Origin of the sequence: Bradyrhizobium zhengyangense, from assembly GCF_022012435.1 — a bacterium.
In the GTDB taxonomy this organism is placed as follows: Bacteria; Pseudomonadota; Alphaproteobacteria; order Rhizobiales; family Xanthobacteraceae; genus Bradyrhizobium; species Bradyrhizobium zhengyangense.
In genome coordinates, this window is sequence record NZ_JAKLUA010000001.1 from 491,166 (window position 1) to 517,451 (window position 26,286).

The 26,286-nt window shown below is 63.3% G+C and carries 21 protein-coding genes; 9 read left to right on the plus strand and 12 right to left on the minus strand.

Annotated features, from left to right (window positions below):
* Both L6637_RS02330 and L6637_RS02335 read left to right on the plus strand, forming a co-directional pair.
* Positions 1-996: an ATP-binding protein gene (locus L6637_RS02330; RefSeq protein WP_237868990.1), complete on the plus strand. Its 996-nt coding sequence runs from the start codon at positions 1-3 to the stop codon at positions 994-996.
* On the plus strand, positions 993-1,979 hold the full coding sequence (locus L6637_RS02335) for a TniQ family protein (protein ID WP_237868992.1): 987 nt from the start codon (positions 993-995) through the stop codon (positions 1,977-1,979). The genes L6637_RS02330 and L6637_RS02335 overlap by 4 nt, the downstream gene beginning before the upstream one ends.
* On the opposite strand, the gene L6637_RS02340 is transcribed toward L6637_RS02335, so the two are convergent.
* Complete coding sequence (locus L6637_RS02340) at positions 1,963-2,289, minus strand: ArsR/SmtB family transcription factor (protein ID WP_237868994.1); 327 nt, start codon at positions 2,287-2,289, stop codon at positions 1,963-1,965. The genes L6637_RS02335 and L6637_RS02340 overlap by 17 nt on opposite strands.
* A 121-nt stretch (positions 2,290-2,410) precedes the next feature.
* The gene (locus L6637_RS02345; RefSeq protein ID WP_237868996.1) at positions 2,411-3,541 is read right to left on the minus strand and encodes a DUF2254 family protein; all 1,131 of its coding nucleotides are present in this window, start codon (positions 3,539-3,541) and stop codon (positions 2,411-2,413) included.
* A 150-nt stretch (positions 3,542-3,691) separates the two neighbouring features.
* Between L6637_RS02345 and L6637_RS02350 the strand changes: the two genes are divergently transcribed.
* Positions 3,692-4,141 (plus strand): DUF1622 domain-containing protein, encoded by a 450-nt coding sequence (locus L6637_RS02350; protein ID WP_237862413.1) that lies wholly within the window; start codon positions 3,692-3,694, stop codon positions 4,139-4,141.
* 423 nt (positions 4,142-4,564) lie between these two features.
* Positions 4,565-9,334: a hypothetical protein gene (locus L6637_RS02355; protein ID WP_237868998.1), complete on the plus strand. Its 4,770-nt coding sequence runs from the start codon at positions 4,565-4,567 to the stop codon at positions 9,332-9,334.
* A 14-nt stretch (positions 9,335-9,348) separates the two neighbouring features.
* On the opposite strand, the gene L6637_RS02360 is transcribed toward L6637_RS02355, so the two are convergent.
* Positions 9,349-12,462, minus strand: coding sequence for an ATP-binding protein (locus L6637_RS02360; RefSeq protein ID WP_237869000.1), 3,114 nt, complete (start codon positions 12,460-12,462; stop codon positions 9,349-9,351).
* Positions 12,463-12,793: 331 nt separating this feature from the next.
* The gene (locus L6637_RS02365) at positions 12,794-13,543 is read right to left on the minus strand and encodes a trypsin-like peptidase domain-containing protein (protein ID WP_237862415.1); all 750 of its coding nucleotides are present in this window, start codon (positions 13,541-13,543) and stop codon (positions 12,794-12,796) included.
* A 165-nt stretch (positions 13,544-13,708) separates the two neighbouring features.
* Between L6637_RS02365 and L6637_RS02370 the strand changes: the two genes are divergently transcribed.
* Both L6637_RS02370 and L6637_RS02375 read left to right on the plus strand, forming a co-directional pair.
* Complete coding sequence (locus L6637_RS02370) at positions 13,709-14,011, plus strand: hypothetical protein (protein ID WP_237869002.1); 303 nt, start codon at positions 13,709-13,711, stop codon at positions 14,009-14,011.
* Between the two features lie 22 nt (positions 14,012-14,033).
* Positions 14,034-14,171, plus strand: coding sequence for a hypothetical protein (locus L6637_RS02375; protein ID WP_237869004.1), 138 nt, complete (start codon positions 14,034-14,036; stop codon positions 14,169-14,171).
* 41 nt (positions 14,172-14,212) lie between these two features.
* On the opposite strand, the gene L6637_RS02380 is transcribed toward L6637_RS02375, so the two are convergent.
* Entirely contained in the window at positions 14,213-14,971 is a 759-nt protein-coding gene (locus tag L6637_RS02380; RefSeq protein ID WP_237869005.1) for a CBS domain-containing protein, read from the minus strand.
* Here L6637_RS02380 and L6637_RS02385 point away from each other — a divergent pair.
* On the plus strand, positions 14,952-15,797 hold the full coding sequence (locus tag L6637_RS02385; protein WP_237869006.1) for a c-type cytochrome: 846 nt from the start codon (positions 14,952-14,954) through the stop codon (positions 15,795-15,797). The genes L6637_RS02380 and L6637_RS02385 overlap by 20 nt on opposite strands.
* Positions 15,798-15,851: 54 nt before the next feature.
* On the opposite strand, the gene L6637_RS02390 is transcribed toward L6637_RS02385, so the two are convergent.
* A complete protein-coding gene (locus tag L6637_RS02390; RefSeq protein ID WP_237862420.1) occupies positions 15,852-16,667 on the minus strand; it encodes a hypothetical protein in 816 nt (271 codons plus the stop codon).
* A 194-nt stretch (positions 16,668-16,861) separates the two neighbouring features.
* Here L6637_RS02390 and L6637_RS02395 point away from each other — a divergent pair, with 194 nt between their 5' ends.
* A complete protein-coding gene (locus tag L6637_RS02395; protein ID WP_237869007.1) occupies positions 16,862-17,422 on the plus strand; it encodes a helix-turn-helix domain-containing protein in 561 nt (186 codons plus the stop codon).
* On the opposite strand, the gene L6637_RS02400 is transcribed toward L6637_RS02395, so the two are convergent.
* The gene (locus tag L6637_RS02400; protein ID WP_237869008.1) at positions 17,419-19,410 is read right to left on the minus strand and encodes a primary-amine oxidase; all 1,992 of its coding nucleotides are present in this window, start codon (positions 19,408-19,410) and stop codon (positions 17,419-17,421) included. The genes L6637_RS02395 and L6637_RS02400 overlap by 4 nt on opposite strands.
* A gap of 15 nt (positions 19,411-19,425) precedes the next feature.
* Positions 19,426-20,622: a serine hydrolase domain-containing protein gene (locus L6637_RS02405; RefSeq protein WP_237869009.1), complete on the minus strand. Its 1,197-nt coding sequence runs from the start codon at positions 20,620-20,622 to the stop codon at positions 19,426-19,428.
* Positions 20,623-20,802: 180 nt separating this feature from the next.
* On the opposite strand from L6637_RS02405, the gene L6637_RS02410 reads away from it, so the two are divergent.
* Complete coding sequence (locus L6637_RS02410; protein ID WP_237869011.1) at positions 20,803-21,786, plus strand: helix-turn-helix domain-containing protein; 984 nt, start codon at positions 20,803-20,805, stop codon at positions 21,784-21,786.
* Between the two features lie 6 nt (positions 21,787-21,792).
* On the opposite strand, the gene L6637_RS02415 is transcribed toward L6637_RS02410, so the two are convergent.
* From L6637_RS02415 to L6637_RS02430, 4 genes are all read right to left on the minus strand, one after another.
* Positions 21,793-22,458: a methionine ABC transporter permease gene (locus tag L6637_RS02415; protein ID WP_237869013.1), complete on the minus strand. Its 666-nt coding sequence runs from the start codon at positions 22,456-22,458 to the stop codon at positions 21,793-21,795.
* Positions 22,448-23,560 (minus strand): methionine ABC transporter ATP-binding protein, encoded by a 1,113-nt coding sequence (locus tag L6637_RS02420; protein ID WP_237869015.1) that lies wholly within the window; start codon positions 23,558-23,560, stop codon positions 22,448-22,450. Before L6637_RS02420 ends, L6637_RS02415 begins: the two co-directional genes overlap by 11 nt.
* Positions 23,561-23,809: 249 nt before the next feature.
* On the minus strand, positions 23,810-25,285 hold the full coding sequence (locus tag L6637_RS02425; RefSeq protein ID WP_237869016.1) for a DASS family sodium-coupled anion symporter: 1,476 nt from the start codon (positions 25,283-25,285) through the stop codon (positions 23,810-23,812).
* 103 nt (positions 25,286-25,388) lie between these two features.
* Positions 25,389-26,195, minus strand: a complete 807-nt coding sequence (locus tag L6637_RS02430; protein ID WP_237869017.1) for an enoyl-CoA hydratase/isomerase family protein — start codon at positions 26,193-26,195, stop codon at positions 25,389-25,391.
* Between the last annotated feature and the right edge of the window lie 91 nt (positions 26,196-26,286).

Here is a 26,286-nt window from a genome sequence, read left to right on the forward strand (position 1 = left end):
ATGGATAGCAGCTATCAAAATATCCTTTCTTCTCCGCTATTGGCCGCGAAGCGTAGGTCGATCCGAGAGATTTTCGTCGAGCACCCGCAGGCAAAAGAGACGCGCGATATGCTCCGACTGTCTCTCGGCTCGGCCCGCGACGATGGCGAGAACGCCAGTGCGTACGTCATAGGTTGGTCTCGTTGCGGAAAAAGCGAGATCGTTAAGCGCCTGTTGCGGGAACAGACCGGCAAGAAGATTTCGAAAGCGAAGGTTCAATTGTTGTCCGGCAATGGAAAGCGCTTCATCTACGCCGATCTTACGGGAGGCGCGACGCCGCGGACGTTGGCGCGCCTGATCAACGATAAGATATTTAACGACCGAAGCAGTCTTCGCCTGGGCGAGGACGAAGGTGTCGGGGCGCTCATAGAGAACGTCAATGACAACGGCATCGACGGCGTGTTCTTGGACGAAGCTCAGAACATGGCGGACGACCGAAAAGGCATCGTGAAGCTCGGTCGCCTCATTCTTTCTTTCGAAAACCAGTGCAATGCGCCGCTCTGCGTAATCGGCGCGCCCGCGCTCGAGAACATGAGAGATGAAGTCGACGCCACCCAGCAACGGTCTGGGGGATTCAAGAAGCTGGAGCCGCTGGGATTCAACACCGAGGAACACGAAGCCTTCGTGGGCACGTTTTCTGACCGGCTCCCTTACCGCAAGAATTGGTTCACCGAAAACGAAGACGATCCTCGAACCATGCGTTCGACATTCTACGCTCAGCGCGGGAGACCCGGCCGACACGCGCTTCTAGTCGACGCGGCGACCGTTCATGCCTTCATCCGCACCGGCGGAACGGAGCCGGACGAACTCACGAAGGCGGACATCGCCGCCGGCTTCGATCGAGTATTTCGCAACGAAAAGATCATGCTTGGCCTCAACCCCTTCCGAGACGAGAATTATGACCAACTGCCGGAAGCGGTTTTTACCGCAAAGCACGATACGGATCTGCACTCATGAGATCCAATATTCCCTGGTTGCGCACGATCGAACAATTCGAAGACGAGGCGATCGCCTCGACCGCCGTTCGGCTCGCACCGATGGGCAGGATCGATACAGACACCTTACTGTCGTTGCATCTCGGAATGACTGACCAGTCGGTTTCAACGATCGCTTCGAGAGCTGACGCCATCGCCGAGCTCGCGGCCTTGGGTTCATTCGATCACGCGAAGCTCTCGAAGGGAGCCTGGCGTATGTTCAAGGATCGCATTGAGTTCCTAGGCTGCGTTTTACCAGTGGGATGGCTCGTTCCCGAACGCCGCCGTCTGGCGCCCGGGCAGATGGCATCCGCGGGCGAAAACGCACGGGTCAAGAATACCTGGCTGCTGTCGGGCCTGATTTGCGACGTCGAAACGGGTGAAACGCTGCTCGACCGGTGTCCCGCATGCCTCAATCTACTGGCATGGAGAAACCTCCCGAACATCTGGTCTTGTCAAGTCTGCAAGCTAGACCTGCGTTCGGTAACACCCCGACAAAGCCCACCCGAAGCTGTTGCCGCAGTCAGGGAACTTGCGCGCTATCTGCTCAAGCGCGACATTCGGTTGCCCGCCCCGCTCGGCGACCTGCCGTCCCCCGACGTGCTCAAGTTTTCCGCATGGCTGAGCTACTTCAGATGGCTGCCGGAAGATCTCGGCCTCGCTATCTCTCCCAAAAACGTGCCGGCGGGATTCCTCCTGCTGAAGCGATGGCCGACCTGCTTTGACGAAATCGTGCTGAAAAGGATGAAAGCATCCACTGCGGAAGACTTGGCAAAGGGCGACGTGATCTCGCGGATCAAGGCTGCGGGCACGCTTTCGTCCTCTGTCGCGCGCCTGCCGTCCGCAGCGGCCCAAGCAATCGTAAAGTCCCGCCTTGAAACGCTTTTCGGCTTCCTAGATGGCTCCAGCGAAGGGTTCCAGGACGTGATGGTGCCGATCTCCGAGCTCGTCAACTCTCGCTTTTGACCGGATCGCCAGCGATCGCATCGACTCGACCGAGCCAAGACTGTGCGAGGTTCAGACCCATCCGGTTCAGGAGATAGACTGTCGTTGTGCCCCCTCTGTCCTTCCCTTCGGTTACCAGACCGACCGTTTGAAGGACCGTCATGGCCGCTTTAATTCGAGTTTCCGTGCTGTCCAGGACTTGTAAAAATTCGCCTACGGAGCGCGGCCCTAACGCCAGCAGTTCGACGATCTTGCGGGTGTTGGGGTTAGCGAGACACTGAAACACCCTGCTCAGAAATAGCTGGCTGTCTGGATTCTCCGCGTCGAACATTTGAGGCTCACGATTGGGGCGTCAGAGGGTTCTAGCCCGACTCGAAAGTTGCCCCAAGTCAACGGCGTCCCTATCCGAAAGCGGGGAAAACCAGCTCAATTGCTGCGGTTGTTCGTGTCCTTCATTGCGCACGCGACGGGTCAGTGCCAGATTTGAGTAGCGGCAGCGCGCAGGATGCCAAAATTCGGTCTTCCGTGCCAAAATCAACCACCGGCTCGGAAAATCGGCGCAGTGAAATCAATAGGTTAGGTTGCGGGAAAAGCCGGCGCCGTGCCAAAATCGGGCGCGTACTACACACACCACTCATCGCGCGGCAGGTTTCAAGGTCGCATTTCGCCAGCCGTCGCAGCAGATCTTCGATCTGGTCGATGGCCTGCACGGCAGTTGTGGGGTCGTTGATGGCGGGAGACAGCGCCTTGATCGCGACATCGACCAGCAGGCGCATGGCATATTTGGGATCCTGGTCAAAGGTCCGTTGGTCGTCAAGATGGACGTGACGACGCAGCTCTTTTTCGGAGAGGACAGCGCCCGCCCCGTGGGCTCGCAGAACCACAGTGTCTTCGAGCAGCGTGTCGCCGACGCCGCACTCGATCACCGCGAGACCGTCCATGCGGCGGGCAAGCGCGACCAGCCGCGAAATATCGATCGATGTCACCGATTGCGGCCTTCCGACGTGCCTGACGATCAGCTCCGGCCGCGCAGGTTGCTCCTGCGGTCGCGCGCGCGTTCCAGATACGGGCCACTGGGCGGCCTGATAGGTGCTGACGATGACCTGGCGGCCGGTATCGCCGAGCGTCTGCAGCACGCGCACGATCTGAAGATTGTTCAAGCGCTGGACGAGCTGCGCCAGCATCAACACACTGACCATCAGCATGGCCGCCACGATCGCTGCGGACAGGAAGGGTACGCCTTGGGTACCCTGGCGGTCGACCCAGGCCAACGTGGCCAGGCTGTACATGAAGGTCGCGACGAACATGCCGAGCGAGTGAAACAACAGCCGGTCGCGCGCGAACCAGACGACGAGACGTGGGGAATAGACCACCGCATTGAACTGAACCAGTACGAAGGCGATCGAGAAGACAATGCCAGTCAGCGCCATCATTCCCGAGGCAACCGCGGACAGATACGCCTGAGCAGAGGACGTGGACAAATTGAGACTAACGGCCAGAAACGCTGACTCGAAGCGCGGCACGAGAAAGCCCGCCGCGATGCTCGCAGCGGCGTAGAGAGTGGGGATCAGCCAGAGCTGCATGCCACTTCCTTTCCGTTGTCCCGCAATCTGGATCGGTGAACCGTCGAGTATTTAGCATCTTCGTGATTGCCTGCGGCTCGTTGATCTCGATCAACATGGGCACGACGATCCGTGGATCGATCAAAAGTCGATGCGACAAGAGCCTCGACCATGAACTTCGCCGTCGATTCCCCGCCCTCCTTTGAGACTGCCACCAGCCATTGGATTCACCTCATCGGCGTTGGCATCGAGATATTCGGCGTCTTCATCATCGTCGTGGGGATCATCTGGTCCGCCCGTTACATCCTCGGATCAAACCCGGTCGGGCCAGGACAGCTTGGGCAAGAGATCAAGTCTCGCTACGACAACTACAAGATCAGCATCGGGCGGTCGCTTCTGCTCGGCCTCGAGGTGCTGGTTGCCGCGGATATCGTGAAGACGATCGCCATCGAGCTGACATTCATGAGCTTGGGCCTGCTCGCCGGCCTCGTTGTGGTCCGCACCTTCCTGAGCTGGACCCTGACGCTTGAGATCGAGGGCCGCTGGCCTTGGCAGCACGAGCCGGTGTCGGCGCGCGGGACGGAGCGGCAGCAAAGCTCCTCGGAAGCTGTGCCGAGCTGAGGCGCGTTCGCCGCGTCGTCCGGCCTTCGAAATGGCCTCTCCTGTGCCCCTCCGACGGCGGCGCGCTGCCGAGGTCAATGAATCGCGTGTGGATCGAGCCGTAGCGCCGGTTAGGCGCCCTCCCCAATGGAGCTGCTTTACTTGGTTCGTGCGACTGGGGCGCTGCGCACCAAAAATGAATCAAAAAGTGTGGGCCAGTTCATAGAACCGCCAGCGCCGGAACAGCACAGTTGAAGTTTAGAAATAGCGACTTTGGGTTGAGGTGCCGCCGACTTTGCGACCGAAGGCATGGGGCAAATTCTTATGGCCGCGCCGGCCGATCTCATACAAGCTTAAAGTGCATTGGGTAAAATAGTACGCAAAAGATGTATTTCGGCTGGGTCGCGACGACAGGTCGGCCGCCAGCCGCCAGGGAGGCAGGACATGCGTCGCGATTTGACCATCAAGACCGGCAGCATGGCCGGCACGTCGGATTTCAGGGTGTTGGCTCCGATCAAGAAGGGGTTCGTGCCGTCCCTGGACGCGACCACGTACAAGACGCGGGCCAAATACGTTCTGCGGGGGCTGAATGGCGGACGTGCGAGCGCATATGAATACGAACTCGCTCGCGTCCTGTCCGACTCCGTGGACCGCGTGGGACGTATCCATTCGGTGGGCATCGCCGTGCTCGAGCCAGAGGACGGCACCGAGGACCCCGTCGACTATGTGCTGCTGACAGCAACGTTCGACGGGTCCTGGGAGGCCTATGTCCGCGTCATCTGGCAGAAGGCCGCGCGCCTGCTCGATCTCATCTTCTGCAATACCGAGGGCTATGTCCTCGGTTACGAAAACACCTATGAAGACTGGGGCATCTGGCTGAAGAGCCGGCAGAGTGAAGCCTACTTCCTCTACACCACGCCGGACCTGACCGTGGACGACACCCGCTTCCTGCGGATGGAAGAGCGGGTTTATCGGCGCGCCTCGGGCGCCGGTGCCGACAAGATCGTCACGGAAATCAAAATTCCCTCGCCGGAGGAGATTGCGCGACGGTCCATCTTCCAGGTGGACGGCCTGATCGGTGTCGATCCCACCGACGCAGGCTTCAGCAAGCCCCTCACTCTCGAAGCCGCCGGTCGGCCCCCTTTCCGTCACGGCGTACGCGCGCTCGCCGGGCTCTACCATCTCGCCGACTTCTACCCGCCCGGCACGCATGACGGAGTGATCCTGCACCGTGCGGCGCATGAGCTGCTGCCCGAATTCGTCGCCATGATCAACGATGGCAACAGCTACGCCGAAGGCATCGGCCGCGCGCGCTTGCGCATTGACGAGGCCATGACCTGGCTGATGACCCCGCCTGATGTCGCAGAGCCGCGCCGGGACCTGCCATTTATCCCGCCGGACGAACAGAAATTGCAGGATCCCGGCAATGTGCAGGCCGGCATCGTGAAGGCTTACCCGGATTCGGACCATGGCGCCCTGCTGTTGTTGCAGTTCGCGACGCCCGCTGCGCTCGCCGCCTTCTTGAACGTCCTGAAGGTGACGACCGAAGCCGACGCTCTGAGCGCGGGGCAGATCGTCACCAACATCGCCTTCACGGTCGAGGGCCTGCGCCACGCCGGCCTGACGGATGATGAGGTGCGCAGCCTGCCGGATGAGTTCGTGCAGGGCATGCAACGGCGCGCCGGCCTGCTGGGCGACGTCCGCTGGAATCATCCTGAGCGATGGCGCCTGCCGGCGAGCAACTGGACGCTCGGGGCCGATGCGCCGGACCTGCGTGCAGATGATCCTACTCCGCGCATCGACCTGGGCGCCGTCCACGCCATGCTTCAGCTGCGCCACTTGTCCACGGCGACGCCGATGGCGGAGACGAGAGCAGCGTTGCTGGCCGAGATGAAGCGTCTGGTCGACGTGGATCCCGGCGTCAGGCCGCTCTCGATCCAGTGGATGCAGCGGCAGCGCGATGCCGCCGGTAACGTCCAGGACCATTTCGGTTTCAAGGACGGGACGTCCAATCCGGTGCTCAACAAACGCGATGCCGGCCTGCGCTATTCCAATCAGGTACATCTCGGCGAGATCCTGTGCGGCTATCCGAATGTGGCCGACAAGACCGCCCCCTACGGCGACGCCAGCAATCGTGCTCACGCCATGCTGCGCGACGGCAGTTTTCTGGCGCTGCGCAAACTGCGGCAGGATATCGAGGAGCTGGAGGAGGTCCTGCTTCGCAGCACGCGGCAGGCGACCGACGCGGCGGCCGCCGGCGACCCCGCCCCAGTCCTGACGCGCGAGACGCTTCTGGCCAAGATGATGGGGCGCTGGCCCACCGGCCACCCGAAGGCGGGCCAGCCGCTCACCCCTACTCCACCAGCCGGCCCGGGGTTCAATGACTTCAACTATGATTACGACACGAAGGCCCAGTCCTGCCCGTTCCACGCGCACATCAGGCGCGCAAATCCACGGGTGCGATTGACTCTGGCCGACGGCGGCGCCCGGCCGCCGCGTATCGTCCGACGCGGCATGTCCTACGGTCCGCCCGTCAAGCGTGGCGACGCGCAGGCTGCCAAGGATGCCCTGCAACAGGAGCGCGGTCTCGTCTTCATGGCCTACAACGCCAGCCTCGGCGAGCAGTTCGAGGTGGTGCAGAGCTGGCTCGCCGGCGGCAACAGCTCGGGCAGTTCCTCCGGGGAGAGCGATCCGTTCCTCGGTCTCGCCGAAGCTGGCCGTCTCCGGCATTTCCGTTTCGAGCACGAAGGCCAGACCGTTCGCATGTCGCTCGACGGTTCGGACCGGCTCCACGACGAACCCCGCCCCTTCGTTCGTCTCGAATGGGGCGCGTATTTCTTCGCGCCATCGAAGAAGGCGTTGGCGAGCTTGCAACAATGGGCCGCAAGCCTCGGCCGCAAGCCGCTGGTGCCGTGGAGCGTGGACGATGGTGAAAAAGAAATCGCACGGCTGCGCGAGATCGAGCGCGTCGAGGGCGAAGCCGCTGCGATGGCAGGCTGGAAGACGGCGATCGAGGACCCGGATTCAGCTGCGAATTTCATCAATGCATCGGTATGGGCTGCGATCCGCGAGCGCCACGGCGGCGTGCTGCGCACACCCTTCGGGGTGCTGGTGGCCGACCGGGACATGGTCACACAGGTGCTGACCGATCCCTACCGCCATTTGACGATCACCGGCTATCTCCCCCGCATGCAAGTGTCGTTCGGCATTCTCTATCTCGGCCGCGACGCCGGACAGGAAGACCAGGCCTACGAGCAGGAATCCGCCGTCTGCAATGACGCCATCATGGCTCTCGACCAGCCAGCCGCATTCGCGCTTGCACGTGCGACCACCCAGAAAGTCCTGCAAACCCTGGTAGACCTATCGATCGGCTTTGCCCAGGCCGACGGCGAAGCGAGCTGGGAGCTGACGGTCGATGTGCGCGAGCTGCTGGAGCCGCTGCTGGCCGTGTTCTGTGAAGAGTGGTTCGGGCTGACCCAGGACGGAGGTTTCTTCCGCCGCGCCGGCTATCGCTGGGACTGGACGCCTGGCCAGCCACCCAACTATCCCGGCCATTTCCTGTCACCCTCGCGTTACATCTTCCAACCGCATCCCAATCAGCAGGTGGAGGCGATTGGTGCTGCGCACGGCTCGGCGGCACGGACCGCCATGATCGGCTTCCTCAACCGCTTCAACGCGACGATCAAGGCGCCCGTGACACGGGCCGTGCTCGATTCCCAACGGGCTCAGGGCGACATCCCGTTTGTGGCGCGCACCATTACCGGCTCCATGATGGGCTTCATTCCAACCGTCGAAGGCAATTTGCGCAGGATCTTGAATGAATGGCTGCGCGAAGGGACCTTGTGGTCGTTGCGCGCGCGCTATGCCGGCACGGCCGCAACGGATTACACCGATGCCCTCAACCGGTTGGGAGACGACTTCATTCCCGCGATGCAGCTGCGTGCGGTGCCCGAATTGATATGGCGGACGGCTGTCGCGTCATTCGCGTTGGGGACGGGCGAGCACACGGTCGATGTCAAGCCAGGCGACATCGTCGTCGCCGGCGCGGTCTCCGCGACACAGCAGAACCTCGTCGACGGCCGTAAGGACTACTATCACGCCTTCGGCGGCAACAGGAGGGTCGCGGGCCATCCCACGCATGCGTGTCCCGGCGCGCATCCGGCGCTGGCCGTGATGTTGGGTTTCTTCAGCGGCCTGGTGGAGTCGACGCTGCCGTTGCGCGCGGGCCCCGCGCCGCTGACGTTGAGTTTGGACGGAAGGCTGCCGGAAAACCCCGGCTCTCCCCTCACCCTTGCCCTGGAGACCAGAATGCTAACCGCCAACGATTTTCGTGCATTCGAATTGCGTTCGCCGTCTGTTGCCGCGCTCCACGATCCCCATGAATTTCAGATCCAGGAGGCCAAGAAGCTCCAGAAAGTGGCCACGGCCCAACTCGTGACACTCGGTGACTCCTGGCTGTTCAAATTCCCATTCGGCCTCCGGCCAAGCCTCGTCTCTTCGCTCGAGAAGCTCGGCTATGTTGCGGCTGACAGCCAGCGCTTCGGCACGTATGGCCGGCGGCTGGAGGAGATGGCCGGCGCCAATAGTCTGGATGAGATAAGGAACTGCTTCCAGAACCCCGATCCCTCCGTACCGGCACCGCAGGCCATGCTGATCGGTGGCGGCGGAAATGACGTGGTCTCCGGCTACACCTCGCCGGCGAGCACGCCGCTGTACAAGATGCTGCTCCAGGCGCCGCCCGCCGGCACCGATCCGCTGATCGAGAGTGAGGTTCACGCGTTCATCGACGTCAAGATCGCGAACTTCTACCGGACGATCCTCGATTGTGTCGTCCACGAGCTGAAGGATCTGACCAACATTCCGATCCTGATCCATGACTACGATCATTCGATTCCTGACGGCCGCAAGGATCCGGTGGCAGGGCCCTGGCTGTTCCCGATCTTCCAGGCGCGCGGGATCACCGATCTGGCGGTGTCGCGAGACGTGACGCGACGTCTGATCGACAGGGTCGGCGCGATGGTGGCAACGGTCGCGGCCAGCTATCCCGGCCGCGTATTCCCCGTCAAAACCGCGGGCACGCTGGAAGCGGACCCTCGTTTTCCAGGAAATTACAAGCTGCTATGGGCCAACGAATTTCATCCGACCGAGGACGGCTTCGACCTGCTCGCCAAGGTGGTCGCCGACAAGCTCAAGAACGATTTCAATATCGGTTGAAGAGAGCCGCCGGCTTACAGGAGACGGCTTGTCTGTTCCGCATGCCAGTGCATGCCGAGCGCGTTGAGCCTTTCGGCAGCCTCGGTTGCGGTTTGACGGGCCGCTTCGCCCTGCCCTTGCTGCGCGAGAAGCTCGGCGCGCGCGGCCAGATTCAGAGCAGCATCGCGCAGCGAGCCGCGCCAGCCTGCGGAGCTCTCGGCCCGCAGCAACCAGCGCCGGCTTCGTCCAAAATCGCCCCGACGGGCCGCGAGCCTCGCGAGCGCGCGGCACGCCATTGCCTCGCCCAGCCGCTCACCCTCGCGCGCGCGGCCCAGCACGTGGGCTGCATACCGCCGTGCCGTATCGACATCGCCTTCGGCCGCCGCCGCCTCGACCAGCCAGCTATATTGAACCGACGTGTAGAAGTGAAAGTTGCGCCGCTCCATCCATTGCGCGGCGTTTCGTAGCTGCTGCAAACCATCGGCGTCGCCGGTCGTGGACCAGCGGGCAAATCCTGACGCAGCGCGGCACGCTGCCAGCATCAGCAGGCTGCGCATGTTTTCGGCGGCGCGGGCGCCCTCCACGGCCAATTGCTCAGCCTCCTGCCAACGGCCTTGCCAGACCAGCGCGACCGAGATCCAATTGCGCACCGAGCTGACGACCGGATGGGTCGAACCTTCGACCAGGCTCATCGCTTCGTTGAAGCACTCGTGAGCGCCATCGAAATCGCCACGATCGGCCAGGATGCTGCCCGTGCAGGACAGCGAATAGGCCGAGCCGACGGCGATCGCGCCATGTCGGCGGCTGCGCGCAGTCGAGATGGCGGCGTCGATCAAGGCGGTGGCCTCGTCGTATTGGCAGCTCGCGGCGAGAATCTGGCCCAGCACGGCTTTTATCCGGGCGATCAGGCGCGGCTCGCCGTGCTTGTGCGCCCATTCCAGCGCCGTTCTCGTGTGCGTCACCCCTTCGCGAAAGCGGCCGAAGCCGTAGCACATGTAGCCGAGCCACTCATAGGCACCGGCCGTTGCGCCGGTGTCGCCGAGCGAGGACGCGATCGCGACCGCCCGTTCGAACACGCTGGTGTCCTCGGTCAACGACAGGGGATCGAAGATGTTGGCCATGCCGAGTTTGTTCGCCAGCAAGCACCAGCGCAGGGACTGCTCGCGCGAGCGTTCCGGCACGCGATCCAGCGCATCCATGGCGGCCTTATATTGGGACCCGGCAAGGTCCAGCGCGAAGGCGGCCATGGCCTTGTCGCCAGCGCGTTCGGCATAATGAGCCGCGTTTTCCCAATGGCCTGCGCCGCGCGAATGGTAGGCCAGGGCTTCCAGCGTATCTTCGCGATCGGCCTGCTCGGACCGCGCCAGCAAACTGGCTTCGATGCGCTTGTGCAAGGCCTGACGCTCGTGCAGGGTGATGCTGTCGTAGACAGCATCCCGCGTGATGCCGTGCTTGAAGCGAAGCACATCGCCGGCTGGATCGGCGAAGAGAAAATCCGCGTCGGCCAACGCCCGCAAGGTCTCCGCGTCGGGCTCGCTGCCGCAGGCCGCCATGAGTAGGCTTTTCGGCACCGTGTTTCCGATCACCGCGGCGGCGCGGACGACCTTCACCTGACCGGGCGGCAGGCGCGACAGGCGCGAAGCGACCAGCGTGGCGATCCATCCGCCTTGCTGGCTGCGCATCTCGAACGATGCACTGTCGTTGGCTGCGATCGAATGGCACAGCTCTTCGATGAACAATGGCACCCCGCCGGCATAGGCGTGAACACGGGCCACCAGGAAAGGATCGGCCTGTGGCACCCAGCGTCGTACGGCGATGTCGGTTTCCTGTCCCTCGAACGGCTCCAGCCGCATATGCGGCGCGCCGGAAATCCACTCGGTTCCGTCGTCGCGCGGCCGGCTGGCGAGGATGAAGCGCGGTCCGTTAGGCAATTGCAGGAGCTTTTCCAGCAACTGCCGGCTCGCGTCGTCGGACCATTGCCAATCGTCGATCACCATCATCAACGCGCCCTGCGCGGACAGGACGGTAAAGAAGCCGAGCAGGTCACCGACGACGCCATCGACGGTCATGCGACCGCCGCGCGCATCGGCACCCGTTGAGGCGAGTGCGATGATCGTTTCCGCGCGTGAACCGAGTTGGGCGAACCATGGCTGCAGGGCGTCGCGCGCCGTCTCGTCGGCCTCGGCGATGGATGCGTTCGGTCCTATTCCCAAAGATGTGCGCAGCATCTGCAGAAACGGTTGCAGCACCTCCGCACCGACATAGCTCTCGCAACTGCCCCGCAGCAGCTTGAACTGATCGGTATCGCAGTCTCGCAGCACCTCTTCCAGCAGCCGCGTTTTGCCAAGTCCAGGACCGCCGACGATGACCGCACAACGTCGCGAGACCGGCTGTGGTTCGCTGAGAAAGCCGGTCAAGAAGTCGAATGCTTCATTGCGCCCGGTGAAGGGCGTCAAGCCGCGCCTGGACGTTGCGTCAAACCGCCGGGTCACCGTGCTTCGTCGCAGCACCGCGCGCGCCTGCGGCATGTCCGGTCCCGCATCTGTCACCTGAACCGGGGCGCCGAGCTCGAAGAAATTCGCATGCGGACCGAGGGCATCAACGCTGGCGAGGATCTGGCCCGGGGCAGCCCGACGCGACAGATGCGCAGCCGTGTTCACGACATCGCCGACCAGGTCATATCGGCCGGACTCGATATCCCCCTCAGTCAGGAGCAAGGTGCCGGCGTGGATGCCCGAATGCATGCGGAGCGGCAGCAGAGCTGGGGACACGCTGTCGTGGCGCAACAACCCGACCCACCTGTGAATGTCGATGGCGGCTTCGGCGGCACGACGACCGTCATCCTCGCCGGACCGCGGATAGCCGAACACGGCGAGAACGCCATCTCCCTGCGTCCGGATGACGCGCCCACCATGCTTGGACACCGCGCGATGCCAGATATCCCTGAGCTGCCCCAGCAGTTCGGAGAGATGTTCGGATTCGATTTCCCGGCCCAGCACGGTGGACCCGACGAGGTCAGAGAAAAGCACCGTCAATCGATGACGTTCGCCTTTCAGGTCGCGGGACTGCGTGTTCATCGGCGCTGTCGAGGCCAGCTCGTTCCCAAACAGCAAGCACGGCCCAAGCTGGCGCCAGACCGGATGCCGCAAGATATATCATACACGCCCGCAAGTTGCCGGCTAGCGTCCGCAGGTGCAAAGGTAAATCTCGCGCAGCGGCATTTGCGAATGACAGATTCGCGGCCGCGGCCGCCTGAAAACCAGCTCTAATCACCTGATGCACGCCCCTCGGGCGGATCACCCAAATAATTGGCTGATGCAGGAAGGCAGGACGGCCGGCACCTCCCCTCCCAAAAGGCCCGGTGACATTCGGTCGCGACAGAACCGGGACCCGCTCCGGCCGAAATCCGCGATACCGGCGTCGGGCGTCAGCACGATACCACCGCGAACCGGACGATCCGTTGCGCGATCGCCCGGCTTCCTACTGTGCGGCCACAAAGAGCCTCCTGACCGCGTCGACCGGCGCAGCGAAGGCAAACCCGCTCCGTCGCGCCAGGACGACCCCGATCAGCTTCCCCTGCAGATTGACCAGCGCGCCGCCCGAACTCCCTTGGGCGACGCGAACATCCGATTGGATCAGATCGCCGTTGGCGATGCCGGGGCACGAACGATGGAGGGCTGACACGATGCCAACTGTCACGCTCTGTCCCCAATCCCCTGGATTTCCGATCGCCAGGACCGGCGCTCCCACCTCGAGCGCGCTAGCGTAATCGAGAGTTATCGCGCGCAGATTGTCGGGGGCGACGCGGAGCAGCGCAACGTCGTCTCGATCGGATCGTACGAGCACAAGGGCGTCCAACGCCCGGCCATCCTGGAGCTGTGCCTTTACGACCGAGGCGCTGGCGACCAGGTGATTTGCGGTCACGATGAAACCCGCCAGGGCGTCCACGACGACACCCGCTCCCTGCCATTCTCGTGGTGTGGGAGGATCCGGGAATCCGGCTTCCGGATCGAAGATTCGAGGCTCCGAGGGCAGGCCCCAAGCCCGGATTCCCACCACGGCCGGCGAGATGCGTTTGACCAGAGGCGCAAGGTTCATGGTCGAGAACGTCTCTGCCTGCTCCCTGTCAAATTCATTGGCTCGGCAAACGCCCGATCCAAGCACAAGCGCCAGGCTCAATGCCGACACGATCGTGGATTTGAGGAAGCGGGAGAAGGTACAAAGCGGCATGAGGGACGCCTCCGGCGATCCGAGTGACGCCACTCAAGAAGCCTAACAACAGCGGTTCGGCGCGATTTGAGAATTCTCAATGTTCGCCACGCCGGCTTCGGAACCTCCTCGTGAACGTCGGACCGCCGCGCCCTCTTCCATGCGTCCTTACGGATATGTCCTTAGGTGAAAGGCCCGAATTTCGGCCCTCCGACCGATGCGTTAAAGATCCATTGCCAGCGTGAATTCGGCTCGTTGACGATGGAGCCTGCCGTGAATCACTCGATCTACACCATCGATAAGACAACCCATCTGAAGGTGGTTGTCTTGGTGCTCGTCGGCAGCATCGCCATGATGGCGATCACGCTGACTGCCCATTTGGCTCATCCTGAAGTCAATGCGCGGGCGACGGCGACCCGGACCGTCTACAAGCCTGATCCCGGTCATACCCTGACCGAACTGACCCGACACGAGAAGCATCCAATCTAGATCATTTGACGGAGAGCAACGAATGACCAACGAAGCGATCAAGGCGCTGATGGTACTTGCGCTCTACGGGATCCTTGAGATCGCGCTGTTTTCCCCGGCAATCGGCAAATTCGCCAAGCGTATCGTGCCGTCTGGCAACCGTCGCGCCCGCGACAGGTAAATTCAGGAGGACGCACCCCGCGACTGCGGTGTGCGCTTTGACTACAATGGCTCGTCGTCCAGCGTGGACGGCTCCATCTGCAACGATACGAAATCGCCGCCGCCGTAATCATCCTCGGGATCCGGTCGATCGGGCTGGAGATAAAGCCGGTCCTCCACCGCTCGAACGCCTGCAACGTTCTCGCAGGCCACAATGACCGCCTGATGCGCGTTTTCACCCCTGACGACGCCACGTAACGTGACTGTTCCGCCCTTCACGCTGACGTTCAGGCAGGTCGGCTGCCACGGCATCCGGGTCAGTGCAGCAAGGACGGAGCGACGAATCTGGCTGTCATTGCTGGAGTAGCCGGAAGCACTGGTCAGGGGGCCGGCAACTGCGGACAGGAAGTCGGATCGGGTGATGATCCCGACGACGCGCTCGCCGCGCATGACAGGCACATGATTCAGATGCCGCCGCTCCATCAGGTCGGCAACCTCCACAAGCGGCGCCTGCTCGGTGGTGGACACCGGCTGGCGGGTCATCACCTGCTCGACTGTGCGTCCGTGTTCCTTCACGAACTCGGCTGCAATCCGATCGGCTCCGCGCAACATCGTGAGCAAACGGTTGCGTTCATGCTCGGTGCCGATTTCAGTCCGCCGAAGGAAATCGCTTTCGCACAGGATGCCGACGAGTGTCCCGGTTGAGTCCACCACGGGCAGGCCGCTAATATGATGCGCAAGCATCACCTTGATGGCGTCGGCGACCGGCGCCTCCGGCCGTATCGTCACAACGCATCTGGACATGATCTGGTGGGCGCGCATGTCTTCCTCCGAGAGAGACACAACAGGTATTTGCCGTGGCGAACAACGTCTTGATCAGGATCAACGCCAGTACGGTCTGCAATGCCATCCTCAAATGCGACATCGGAACATTTCGAACATGCGCCTACGAACGGTTCTGTTGAGTGCGATCATCATCGTGCTGTCCGCCTTCGGCGCGGCGGCGCCGGCCGAATTGTCTGCGACACTGGCCGACCTCATGACCAGACTTCAGCTCCAGCACGCAAAGCTTTGGTTTGCGGGCAAGCTGAGCAATTGGAGTCTGGCGAATTACGAGATTCAACAGATCGACGCCAATCTTGAAGCGACCAGCAGATTGCTCGCGAACCCGTCACAAGCCGATCGCGCCAAGGAGCAGGTCCGGGCCGTACGCCAGGCGCTCCAGTCGAAGGACGTCCCCGCGTTCATGACATCGTATGCCGGCCTGACGAACGAATGCAACGGTTGCCACCGGAGCAGCGGATATGCCTGGATCGCCATGCAGATCCCGCTCACCCTGCCCGTTCCCAATCAGTTGTTTGTCGACCAGGTGTCCGAGGGGCGCGCGATCGCCAACGCCACTTGCGGGACGTGCCACGTCGTCGCTGACGCTGCCAAGGAAACACCAGCGTTCCGCCCGTCCCCACCAGCTTTCCCGGAGATCGTCAGCCGATCATCCTTCTCCGCGGACGGCCTCCGGCATTTCCTGACGTCAGGCCATCGGCGACTGGGACCCGACCAGGCCATGCCGAATCCGAGGCTCAACGAGTCCCAGATCGAAGCCGTCGTGGCCTATCTGGAGACATTGCGGGTCGACCAGCGGCGCTGAGACGCGCCCCCCGCGGCACCACTCTCGCACGTCGCGATCTCCGGCCGATGCACGCTATCGCAACGGCAGCAAATCCAGTTGGCCCTGCGCCTTCTTGACCGCCGCTGCGAACCAGCTCTGGCTGGGCGCCTCCTTGGCGAAACACTTGGTATAGGCCGCCATCGCCTGGTCTTCCTTGGCCATGGCATCCTCCGGCACTTTCTTCGCCATCATCTGCTTCCAGACCTTTTCGCAGGCGGGGATTTCAGCTGTCTTGATGGCCTCGGTCGCAGCAAGGAAGTAGACCTTCTCGCCCTGGATGGCCACCACGTCGATCTCGTGCGGCGGTCCCTTCAAATCGCCATTGCCGCGCACGCCGAGCACCGCGACGGCGGCGCTCACGGATGCCGGCTTGGTGATGGGCAGCTCGGCATATTTGGCAAAGGCCGCGTCCTGGATGGCGGCATAGTAGAAGGTATCGGACTTGAACGCCGCGTCGGTCTCCTGCGGCATGGGATCCCTGCGGTGCTCGGCAAGCCAGTGCTTGAGCAGCGTCGTTGTCGTCACCACTGCCTGCTGCTTGTCGCCCTCTGTGGCGAAGGCGAGCCCGTCGAGGTGACCAAAGCCGATGTCGCCCTTGAACAGCGTATCGACGTTCGACTTGCCCTCGGCCGGGAGTCCCTTGATCACAACTGGTCCCACCAGGCCACGCAGCACGCCGGTCAGCTCGTTGAGCGCGGCATCGTGTTGCTTGCTGGTCTCGTCGCTCTCCTTGGCCTTCGAAAACCTAGTAATGTAGCGGTCTCGCAGATCGAGATAGTGCTGCTCGGAAGAGGCTGCGTGTGCAGGCGTGGCGAAGGCAAGCAGGCCGAGCAGAACGATCGATCTCATTGCGATGTCCGAAGGGTTTTGGGGCAGTCTCCAATCTTGGTGACGCGACCGGCCCGGAAGGTTCATCCCGGGCGGCGCGCCGTGCTCCGCCGGAGAACCAATCCTTCACCATGGCGTGCGGGTTCGATTGAGCGCCGGGAGACCGAGAGGTAAAATCCGCCGCAATGTTTCGCGGGGGCTCCATGAGCGACTTGATGAGCGACTTGCGCGCTGCGACCAGGCAATCCACGGCGAGAACAGGGATCATCGAGTTCGAGGGTGCCAGGGGAACCGTGAGCATCCCCTGCACCATCGCCGATGTCTCCGGCACCGGCGCACGCTTGAAGCTCGACTGGTCGTTGGCGTTTCCGAAAGAGGCCACGCTGATCTTCGCCGACGGCTTGCGCAAGGCCTGCCGGGTGGCCTGGCAGAAGCGGCGGCTGCTCGGCGTCGCGTTCGCCGATGGCGTCGCGAGCGCGGACGAGCAGGCCCTGATGATGACCGAGGAAGAACAGGCCCTGCATCGGCGGCACATCGGTGCCCAAGTGAAGGGCGCGCGCGAGGCGCGTGGCTACACCGAGGCCCAGATTGCGAACCTCGTCGGCGTCTCGCCCGACTTTGTCGCTCGTGCCGAGCGTGGTGAGATCAGCATCCCGCTGCACCAGCTCACCCATATGGCCGATCTGTTTCTGGTCGATCTCGACTCGCTCGTTGCCGGTCCGGCGTCGATCGCGGGGCCGCACGGGCAAGAGCCTGCCGGGGCCCCGCTCCGCTAGCCCTTGTGGCAGCACGATTCGCTGGCGGCGTCCTGTTCGCCTGCGAGCACGCTGCGGCTGTTGCGATCCGGCGGGATGTCGAAGGCCGCATTGGCCGCGAAGAAGCCGGTCGGCTTCAACGTGAAGCCGGCATATTCGACCGGCATGATCGGAAAATCCTCGGGCTTGCAGATGTGGGTGTGGCCGAACGAGTGCCACAGCACGATGTCGGCGTTCTCGATATTGCGGTTCTGCGCGGCGTAGCGCGGCAGGCCGTCGCCGCCGGCGTGGTTGTTGGGATAATCGCCGCTGGCGTATTTCTCGTCCTTGTCGAAGGCGGTGACCCAGACGTGCTTGGTCGCAAACCCTCCGCGCCTGCGCACATAGCTGCCCTCCTGCGCCAGCATCAGCGGGCTCGGATTGACCATCAGCTTGTAGGCCGGCGCATTGCCGACCGAATTGGTCTCATTGGGATTGCTGATCTTCCAGAACCGGCCGGTCTCGCCATTGGCAACGGAAGCGGTGTCGCGCTCGCGCGACAGCACGCGCGTGGTGGTGTCGAACGCGTTGCCGTGTGGATTGTCCGCGCCCCAGGGCCGCGGCACGAACTCGTGCTCACTGACGGTGTTGCCGCCGCCATCGAGATCCATGTGCATGCGCACGTTGAAGAAGTGCTGGTGCGTCGGGCCGCCGAGTACGTCGTCGACCATGCCACCCCATTTGTACTTTTCGCCCGGCTGCACGGCCGCGGTCTGGATGATGCCGGTGAGTTTTGTCTCGAGCTGGATGGTGCCATCCTGGTAGAGGTACCAGTAGAAGCCGTAATCGTAATTGCCGACGGTGGCAAAGAACGAGATCACGAGCCGCCGGGAGCGGCGCACCTCGAACAGGCCGTTGCGGAATTCGTAGTGTTTCCAGGCAATTCCGTAGTCTTCTTCATGCACGCAGATGGCGTTCTGCATGACGAAGGGTTTTCCGTTGTTGTCGGCGGCCGGCACGTCGAAATACCTGATATGGCCGAGGCAATCGCAGCCGAGCTCCAGCGCGTTGGCGAGCATGCCGAGGCCGTATTCGCCGGCGTCGAACGCCGACTTCCAGAAATGGTTCGCGGTCGGATCGGCGTAAGGCACCACCATCTCGGTGACGCTGGCGCGATGGATCAGCGAGCGCTTGCGCGCGCCGTCCTGGTACGCGAGCTGATGCAGCACCAATCCCTCGCGCGGCGTGAAGCCGACCCGAAAACTCCATTTTTGCCAGTCGACCTTCCAGCCGTCGACCGCAAAGCTCGGCCCTTCCGGCTGCTCGATATGCAGCGGCTTGATGTCGGTGCGCGGGTTCGCAACTTCATGCGCGCCATAGTTCCGCTTCTTGCGCGGGATCGGCACGATCGGGTCTGCGTCCGTGAGGTCGATGACCTTGCCGCCGATCAGGTCGACGACCGCGACCACGCCCTCGATCGGATGGGCGTAGCCGTTGTCCTGCGGATGCTCGCGGAAGAAACTGACGGCACGAACGATGCGCGCGCCGCGCTCATATTCGAAATCGAAGAAGCCCGAGGAGAACGGGTCAACCTGGACCAGTTCGATGTCCTTGTTGGTGAGCCCGCGCCGATGCATCGCCGCGCGCCAGCCCGGATCGGCCTTGACCACGGCCTCGCACTTGAAGAATTCCTCGAGCATCACCGATGGCTGCCCATAGGGCGCCTCGCGGTTCGGAATCACATTTCGCGCGACGATCTCGTTGCGGCCGAGATCGACGATGTGCTCGATCGCCTCGCCCGTCACAACGTCGAGGGTCAGCGCGAAGGCACAGCGTGGCGTCCCGCCCGCGGCCAATTCCTGCTTGGTCGGCTCTTCCAGCCGCACGGTCGGGAAGCGGCAGTTCTCCGGCGAAGCGGCTGCCGCACGCACCAGCGTGCAGGCGGCCGTGATCTCCTCCGTTGTCAACGGATCCAGCGGATGCGGCGTCGCGATCTGCGTTGATGAAGTGGCTTTGACTGTATCGAGCATGGTGATGTCCGGAGGTCAGCGCGGAGCCAGATGTGTGACGATCGCCCGGAAGGCCGCGAACCAGCGTTGATCGACCGGCACATCCATCGCCTTGGGCTGAGTCGCGAGCTTGACGATGACGGTGTCCGCTTCGAGATCGACATAGAGATGCTGGCCGTGGATTCCGATCGCGGTCAGCGCATTGCGCGCCGGATCGATCGTGAACCATTTGCTGCGATAGCGCGCACCCGGGAAGAACTCCGCGAGGTCGCCGTCGGCCCAGGCCTTGGGGTCGCCGTTCTCCCTGATATCGTCGATCCACCAGCCGGGCACCACCTGCCGCCCCTCGACCACGCCGCGATTCCGCATCATCTCGCCGAAGCGCAGCAGGTCGCGCGCGGTGACCGAGATGCCGCCGGCGATGCGGCCCATGCCATGGCTGTCGAGCGTGAGCGAGCCGTCCTCCTCCGCGCCCAGGGGCTGCCAGAGATATTCCGACAGAATGCGCGGATAGGGCATGCCGCAGGCGCGCTCATAGACCCAGCCGAGCACCTCGGTGTTGGTCGAGACGTAGTGAAACATCTTGCCGTGCGGTTTGCCGGTGCCACGGAGCGTCATCAGATAGGCACGCTGATGGCTGGGCTCGATGCCAGCCGGCGGCAGGTCCCAGCCTGAGGAGAAGCGATAGCGGGCGACATCGCCTGCTGGGTCCTCGTAGTCTTCCTCGAACTGGATGGCGACGGCCATGTCGAGCAGGTTGCGGACCGTGCAGGTGCCGTAGACAGAGCTCTCCAGCTCCGGCACATAGCGCACCACCCTCGCCTCGGGATCGACCAGACCGCGCGCGGCCAGGACACCGCCGACCGTGCCTGATATCGCCTTGCTGATCGAGCAGATCAGATGCGGCGTGGTCACGCTCATGCCGTCGCCGTACCATTCGTGGACCAGCGTGCCCCGATGCATGACCAACAGCGCATCGGCAAAAGTCTCGCGGAGCGTCGCCTCGATCGTGGTCGCCTGACCGTCAGGCGCGGTGAAGCCGAGCTTTGCCAGCTCGCGCGGGGCGCTTGCGATCGACGTCGGCTGCGCGGAGCGACGGATCTCGGCGGTCGGCAGCACTTCGCGGGTGTGGGTGAAGCCCCAGCGGATAGCAGGAAAACTGCGCCAGTTGGCGCGAGTCACCTGGGCCTCCGGCGCCGGCGGGCTGCCGCGCATGATTTCGGTCGGTCGCATCTCGATTCCTCCGCAAGCCATCCCGGCTCCGGTGCCGCGAGTGGTCATGGGGAAGACTGCACAGCGTCACGGCCAGGCGTTATCGAGATCCGGCAATATTTCGCTGGACAGGGCCTGTGGCCGTGCCAGTCTGGCGTCGTCCTTGCTAGCTGCTTGGCGACTGAATTCCGACGTGCTGTCATGGCCTTAAGCGAAACTCTTCCGATTCAGGACTCGGCTGCCAACCTGTTTCAGGCGAGCAGCACGGACGTGGACGAGCATTGCGCCGCGCTCGGCCACTGGCGGCTCAGCTACGACCAGATCAGCGCGGGCACATTCCGCGGCAGCTTCACCCAGCTTTCCTTGCCCCGCATTGACGTGTTCCGCGAGATCACCAGCCAGCAGGTCCGCCAATACGGCCAGTTAGGCGCCGACAGCTTTGGCATCGGCCTGCCCTGGCACGGCGACGGCGAGATTAATTGCAACGGCGCCAGTGTTGCGGGCACGCACGTGATCACCTGCATCGACGCCGAGGTCGACATGTGCACGCCGAAAGCGTTCGAGTTTCGTGGCGTCGTCACCAGCGCGGCGCTGATCGAGGAACTGGCCGCTCGCCTCAACATCGAGCTGCCGCGTACGGTCTGGCACCAGCTGCGGGCGATGGAGATGGCGGAGGCGCCGGTCGCTCGGTTGCGCGCGCACCTCGCCGCGATCCAGGACACGATCACGACCGCGCCGGACCGTTTCGACGATGCAGCCACCCGGCAAGCCTTGGAGGATGCCCTCCTCGTCGAGATCATGGACATGCTGCCGACGGCGCGTTCCGACGATCCTGGCCGTAGTGCCGTGGCGCGCAAGCGCGCCGTCGATCGCGCCCGCGCGCTGATGCATGGCAGCGGCGACCGCTCGCTCTCATTGCTCGAGATCTGCAAGGCGGTCGGCGCCAGCCCGCGCAAGCTCGGCTATTGCTTCCAGGAGGTCTTGGGGACGAGCCCGATGCACTATTGGCGTGCGATGCGGCTGAACCGCGTGCGGCGTGACCTCAAGCGCGGCGACGGAACCTCAGTCTACGACGTCGCCGTGCAGCACGGCTTCTGGCACTTCAGCCAGTTCTCGCTCGACTACAAGCGCCACTTCTCTCAGTTGCCCTCGGAGACGCTGCGGCGCGCAAAGCTGTCGGCCTGAGTTACCTCAGCGGTGCCGCAGCCGGCGGTTGACCCGCCGCGCCAGATAGTCGCCGGCGCTCTGCACGAGCTGCACCAGCGCGATCAGCACGACCACAACGGCCAGCATCATCTCCGGCATGAAACGCTGGTAGCCGTAGCGGATGCCAAGATCGCCCAAGCCGCCGCCGCCGACCGCGCCGACCATGGCGGAGTAACCGAGCAGGCTGACCACTGCGAGCGTCAGCGCCAGCAGCAGGCCGGACAGCGCCTCGGGGATCAGTACCTTGAACACGATCTGGAGCGGTGAAGCCCCAAACGACGACGCAGTCTCGATCAAGCCGCCATCGACCTCACGGATCGCAGCCTCGACCAGGCGCGCGATGAAGGGCGTCGAGGCGATGGTCAGCGGCACGATCGCCGCCGTCGATCCGATCGACGTGCCCGCGACAAGACGCGTGAATGGGATGATGGCCACGACCAGGATGATGAAGGGCGTGGAGCGGGTCGCGTTGACGACCATGCCAAGTGCTGCGTTGACGGCGGGGGCTGCAAACAGCTCGCCCTTGCGGCTGGTGGCAAGGAACACGCCCAGCGGCAGGCCAAACACGGTGCCGAGCGCCGCCGCGATCCCAACCATGAACAGGGTTTCGAAGGTGGCCTGGATGATCAGGTTGATGAGTTCAGGCGACATAGCCGAGACGCTCCGCCGAGATCTGATATTGAGACAGCCAAGCCAGCGCGCGCGTCGCCGCGCCCTCGCCCCCAGAATCATCAAGAGGAATTCCGAGCACCAGCGAGCCGACATGCTGGCCGCCGATCTCATCGATGCGCGCCGATAGCAGCGAGACGTCGAGGCCGAGCTCGCGCGCGAGCCGCGCGACCAGCGTGTCGCCGGCCCCTGCCCCGCGCACCTGGACACGGATCACGGCATGGCTGCCCGGCTCCCGCACGATCCGGCTGACGAGTGAGACCGGCAGGCTGTCGCCGTCCGCCAGGAAGGACTGCGTGATCGGATGCTTGGGATGGGTGAAGATGTCGGCGACATGGCCGTTCTCGACGACGCGGCCGGCATCGAGCACGACAACTTCCTTGGCGAGCTGGCGCACCACGGACATCTCATGGGTGATCAGCACGATGGTTACGCCGAGCTCGCGGTTGATGTTCGCAAGCAGATCGAGGATCGCGCGCGTTGTCTGCGGATCGAGCGCCGAGGTCGCCTCGTCCGACAGCAGCACGTCCGGCCGCGTCGCGAGCGCGCGGGCAATGCCGACGCGCTGCTTCTGGCCGCCTGACAGCTCTGACGGATAGCGGTCATGCTTGTCGGCGATGCCGACCAGGGCAAGTAATTCGGTCACGCGTGCCTTGATGTCGGCCTTGGACCAGCCGGCGATCTCCAGCGGCAACGCGATGTTGTCGGCCGCGGTGCGCGAGGACAGCAGATTGAAGTGCTGGAAGATCATGCCGATCGAGCGCTGTGCCAGCCGCAGCTCGCGGCCCGTGAGCGCGGAGATGTCTCTGTTGTCGACCACGACGCGGCCCGTGCTCGGCTTCTCCAGCCCGTTGATGAGCCGAACCAGGCTCGACTTGCCGGCGCCGGAGCGACCGATCACGCCGGTGATGGAGCCGCGTGCGATCGCAAACTCGATGCCTTGCAGCGCGCTGACGCCGGGCTTGCCGCGATAGGCCGGATAGATCTTCGAGATGTTCTCGAAGCGTACCATCGCGTCTGGCTGAGCCGCGGTGTCCTGGATTTCGACCGGCTCTCCGATCACGAGCGATGGGTGCGCATTCATGGAAGCGGCTTTCATGCAGGATATTTAGCCCGCCCGCCCGAAAGGCGCACGCGAGGCCAGTTCGCGATCTAGGCTACGATGGGTGGAACCAAGACAGGCGCCCGATGGCGACGCTGCATTGCAGCGGATCATCGCCTTTTCCAGTCTTTCTTGCAATTTCAGATATTTGCGGGGGATTGGGCGAAGTTTTCCCAATCACTCGCCGGGGAAGAAAATTCTCCTGCCGAGGATATTTGTCTCCGAGGAAGCTCACCGGACCATGGACAGCCAGGGCAGGACGATGACCAATAGTCCGGCGAAATAGAGCACCCCGAAGATCAGGCCAAAGCCCCAGAACTGGCCCTTCCCGATATAGCCGCTGCCGTAATACATCGGCGCCGGCCCGGTGGCGTAAGGCGAGATCACGCCCATCAGGCCGAGCGAATACATGCAGAGCATGGCAAGCGTCGTTACCGGCAAATCGGCGATACCGGAGCCGACCGCGAGCACCACCGGCAGCACGGCCGCGGCATGCGAGGTGATGCTCGAGAAGAAATAGTGGATCCAGAAGAACAGCGCGACCAGCAGGATCATCGCGGTCGACGGCGAGAGCCCGGCGAGCGGCTTTGCGAATTCATTGGCGAACCATTTGATGAAGCCGATCTCGTTGAGGCCTGAGGCCAGCGTCAGCAGCGAGGTGAAATAGAAGAACACTTCCCAGGCGCTCTTCTCGCTGACGATGTCGGCAAATTCGATCACGCCCGTGACCAGCATCAGCGAGATCACGATGAACACGACGGTCGTGGCATTGACGAAGTTCGAGCCGAGCAAGGGGATGTGAATGTCCGGGCTCGAGCCCGCGATCCATAGGAACATCGCGAGCACGATCAGCACCAGCATGATCCACTCGTTGCGCGACATCGGGCCCATCTCGCTGAGCTCCTTCGCCGCCCAGTCGGAAATCTCGGGGCTGCGCTTCACCTCCGGACGGCAGATGACATAGCTGAGCAGCGGAACGAGCAGCATCAGCAGAATGCCGAGCGGCGCAAAGCCGACGAACCACTGGCCCCAACTCACCTCGACACCAACGGTCTTCTTGGCGATCGCGAGCGCCGCCGCGTTCGGTGCCAGCGCCGTGAAGAACAGCGAGCTCGTGATCGCGGTTGCCGCGAACGCGGTCCACATCACATAGGTGCCGATCTTGCCGGCGGTCGGCCCCGGCTCTGAGCCATAGATGCGTGGGATGTTGCTGATGATGGGATAGACGATGCCGCCGCTGCGCGCGGTGTTGGAGGGCGTTGCCGGCGCCAGCAGGAAGTCCGACATCGCCACCGCATAGCCGAGGCCGAGCGTGCTGGTGCCAAGGCGTCGCACCAGCACCAGCGCGATGCGCCGGCCGAGCTGGCTCTTGCGATAGCCGATCGAGAACACGAAGGCGCCGACGATCAGCCACACCGTGCTCTCGGCGAAGCCCGCCAGCATCCAGCGCAGCGATTTATTGGGATCGGGATCGATATAGCCACTGATGCCTGCGACCGTAAGGCCAATCAGGCCGACCGCGCCGACCGGCATCGATTCCAGGACCAGCCCGGTGATGACGGCCGCGAACACGGCAAAATAGTGCCACTGATTGACGTTGAGACCTGCCGGCACCGGCCACAGATAGATCGCAAGCCAAACCACGAGCGGTGCGATCAACTTCCAGCGAAAGCCTTTCGCCTCAGGTGCCTGCGAACTGGCGGTCATACGCCCTCCCCGTGAATCAACTTCGGAATAGCCCGTTGGCCGGCCGTTTTGTCCCCGGGGCGGGGTATACGGAGTGTCCGTGCCGTGATCAATGGGCTGTGATCTACCGTCCCCGGAAGCGCGGCTTGCGACGGCCGAGGAATGCCTCGACACCCTCCTTGTGGTCCTCGCTGAGGCTGGCGAGCGCGAACTGGTCGACGTCCATGTGGCTGGCGAGATCGTCCAACGCATGCGCGAGACGGTTGACGGTCAGCTTGGTCATGGCAACAGACAGCGGCGGCTGCGCGGCCACCTTGCGAGCCAGTTCCATGGCGGCATCGAAGGCATAACCGGGATCGACCACCTGCTCGACCAAGCCCCATTGATAGGCCTCGTCAGCGGAGATGCGCTCATCGGCCAGGATCACCGCCTGCTTGGTGCGGGCCGGCCCGATCAGGTGCAGCATGCGCGGGATGCTCTGCCAGCTCATGTTCATGCCGAGCCCGATCTCGGGCACGCGCAGATGCGCATCGCTCCCCATCACGCGGAAGTCGAGCGCGACCGCGAGCGCCAGGCCGCCGCCAATGCAAAAGCCTTCGATCGCCGCGATCGTGATCTGCTCCATCTCCTGCCAGGCGCGTGTCAGGCGCGGCCCAAGCTTGAGATGCCGCCTGAGCGAGCCGAGGTCCATTTCCTTGCGCGATCGCCCTTCGTCATCCTTCAGATCGAAGCCGGCGCTGAACGCGCCCGAATTGCCTGTCAGCACCACGACCGACGTTGTCGGGTCATCCTCGAAGCTGCGCGCAGCCGCGGTGAGCTGGCGCAGCGCTTCCGGCGACAGGGCGTTGATCCCGTCATGGCGATCGAACCGCACCACGGCGATTCGTCCATCCGGCCCAAGGCTTTTCTCAATCTTGACGAACTCCTTCATGGGACGCCTCCGAAGCTGAATTTCGCCTGATCGTAGCGCACATCAGGCGTCACGAATATGGGACCTGATGCAGCGCAACGAATGCTCGACA

Bases quoted from the DNA above. Each gene is read 5' to 3' on its own strand.
- L6637_RS02340 (WP_237868994.1), bottom strand. From the start codon at position 2,289: ATGTTCGACGCGGAGAATCCAGACAGCCAGCTATTTCTGAGCAGGGTG.
- L6637_RS02375 (WP_237869004.1), top strand. From the start codon at position 14,034: ATGACCAACGAAGCGATCAAGGCGCTGATGGTACTTGCGCTCTACGGG.
- L6637_RS02365 (WP_237862415.1), bottom strand. From the start codon at position 13,543: ATGCCGCTTTGTACCTTCTCCCGCTTCCTCAAATCCACGATCGTGTCG.
- L6637_RS02385 (WP_237869006.1), top strand. From the start codon at position 14,952: ATGATCTGGTGGGCGCGCATGTCTTCCTCCGAGAGAGACACAACAGGT.
- L6637_RS02330 (WP_237868990.1), top strand. From the start codon at position 1: ATGGATAGCAGCTATCAAAATATCCTTTCTTCTCCGCTATTGGCCGCG.
- L6637_RS02420 (WP_237869015.1), bottom strand. From the start codon at position 23,560: ATGAATGCGCACCCATCGCTCGTGATCGGAGAGCCGGTCGAAATCCAG.
- L6637_RS02380 (WP_237869005.1), bottom strand. From the start codon at position 14,971: ATGCGCGCCCACCAGATCATGTCCAGATGCGTTGTGACGATACGGCCG.
- L6637_RS02405 (WP_237869009.1), bottom strand. From the start codon at position 20,622: ATGCGACCGACCGAAATCATGCGCGGCAGCCCGCCGGCGCCGGAGGCC.
- L6637_RS02355 (WP_237868998.1), top strand. From the start codon at position 4,565: ATGCGTCGCGATTTGACCATCAAGACCGGCAGCATGGCCGGCACGTCG.
- L6637_RS02410 (WP_237869011.1), top strand. From the start codon at position 20,803: ATGGCCTTAAGCGAAACTCTTCCGATTCAGGACTCGGCTGCCAACCTG.
- L6637_RS02390 (WP_237862420.1), bottom strand. From the start codon at position 16,667: ATGAGATCGATCGTTCTGCTCGGCCTGCTTGCCTTCGCCACGCCTGCA.
- L6637_RS02350 (WP_237862413.1), top strand. From the start codon at position 3,692: ATGAACTTCGCCGTCGATTCCCCGCCCTCCTTTGAGACTGCCACCAGC.
- L6637_RS02335 (WP_237868992.1), top strand. From the start codon at position 993: ATGAGATCCAATATTCCCTGGTTGCGCACGATCGAACAATTCGAAGAC.
- L6637_RS02400 (WP_237869008.1), bottom strand. From the start codon at position 19,410: ATGCTCGATACAGTCAAAGCCACTTCATCAACGCAGATCGCGACGCCG.
- L6637_RS02395 (WP_237869007.1), top strand. From the start codon at position 16,862: ATGAGCGACTTGCGCGCTGCGACCAGGCAATCCACGGCGAGAACAGGG.
- L6637_RS02415 (WP_237869013.1), bottom strand. From the start codon at position 22,458: ATGTCGCCTGAACTCATCAACCTGATCATCCAGGCCACCTTCGAAACC.
- L6637_RS02430 (WP_237869017.1), bottom strand. From the start codon at position 26,195: ATGAAGGAGTTCGTCAAGATTGAGAAAAGCCTTGGGCCGGATGGACGA.
- L6637_RS02345 (WP_237868996.1), bottom strand. From the start codon at position 3,541: ATGCAGCTCTGGCTGATCCCCACTCTCTACGCCGCTGCGAGCATCGCG.
- L6637_RS02425 (WP_237869016.1), bottom strand. From the start codon at position 25,285: ATGACCGCCAGTTCGCAGGCACCTGAGGCGAAAGGCTTTCGCTGGAAG.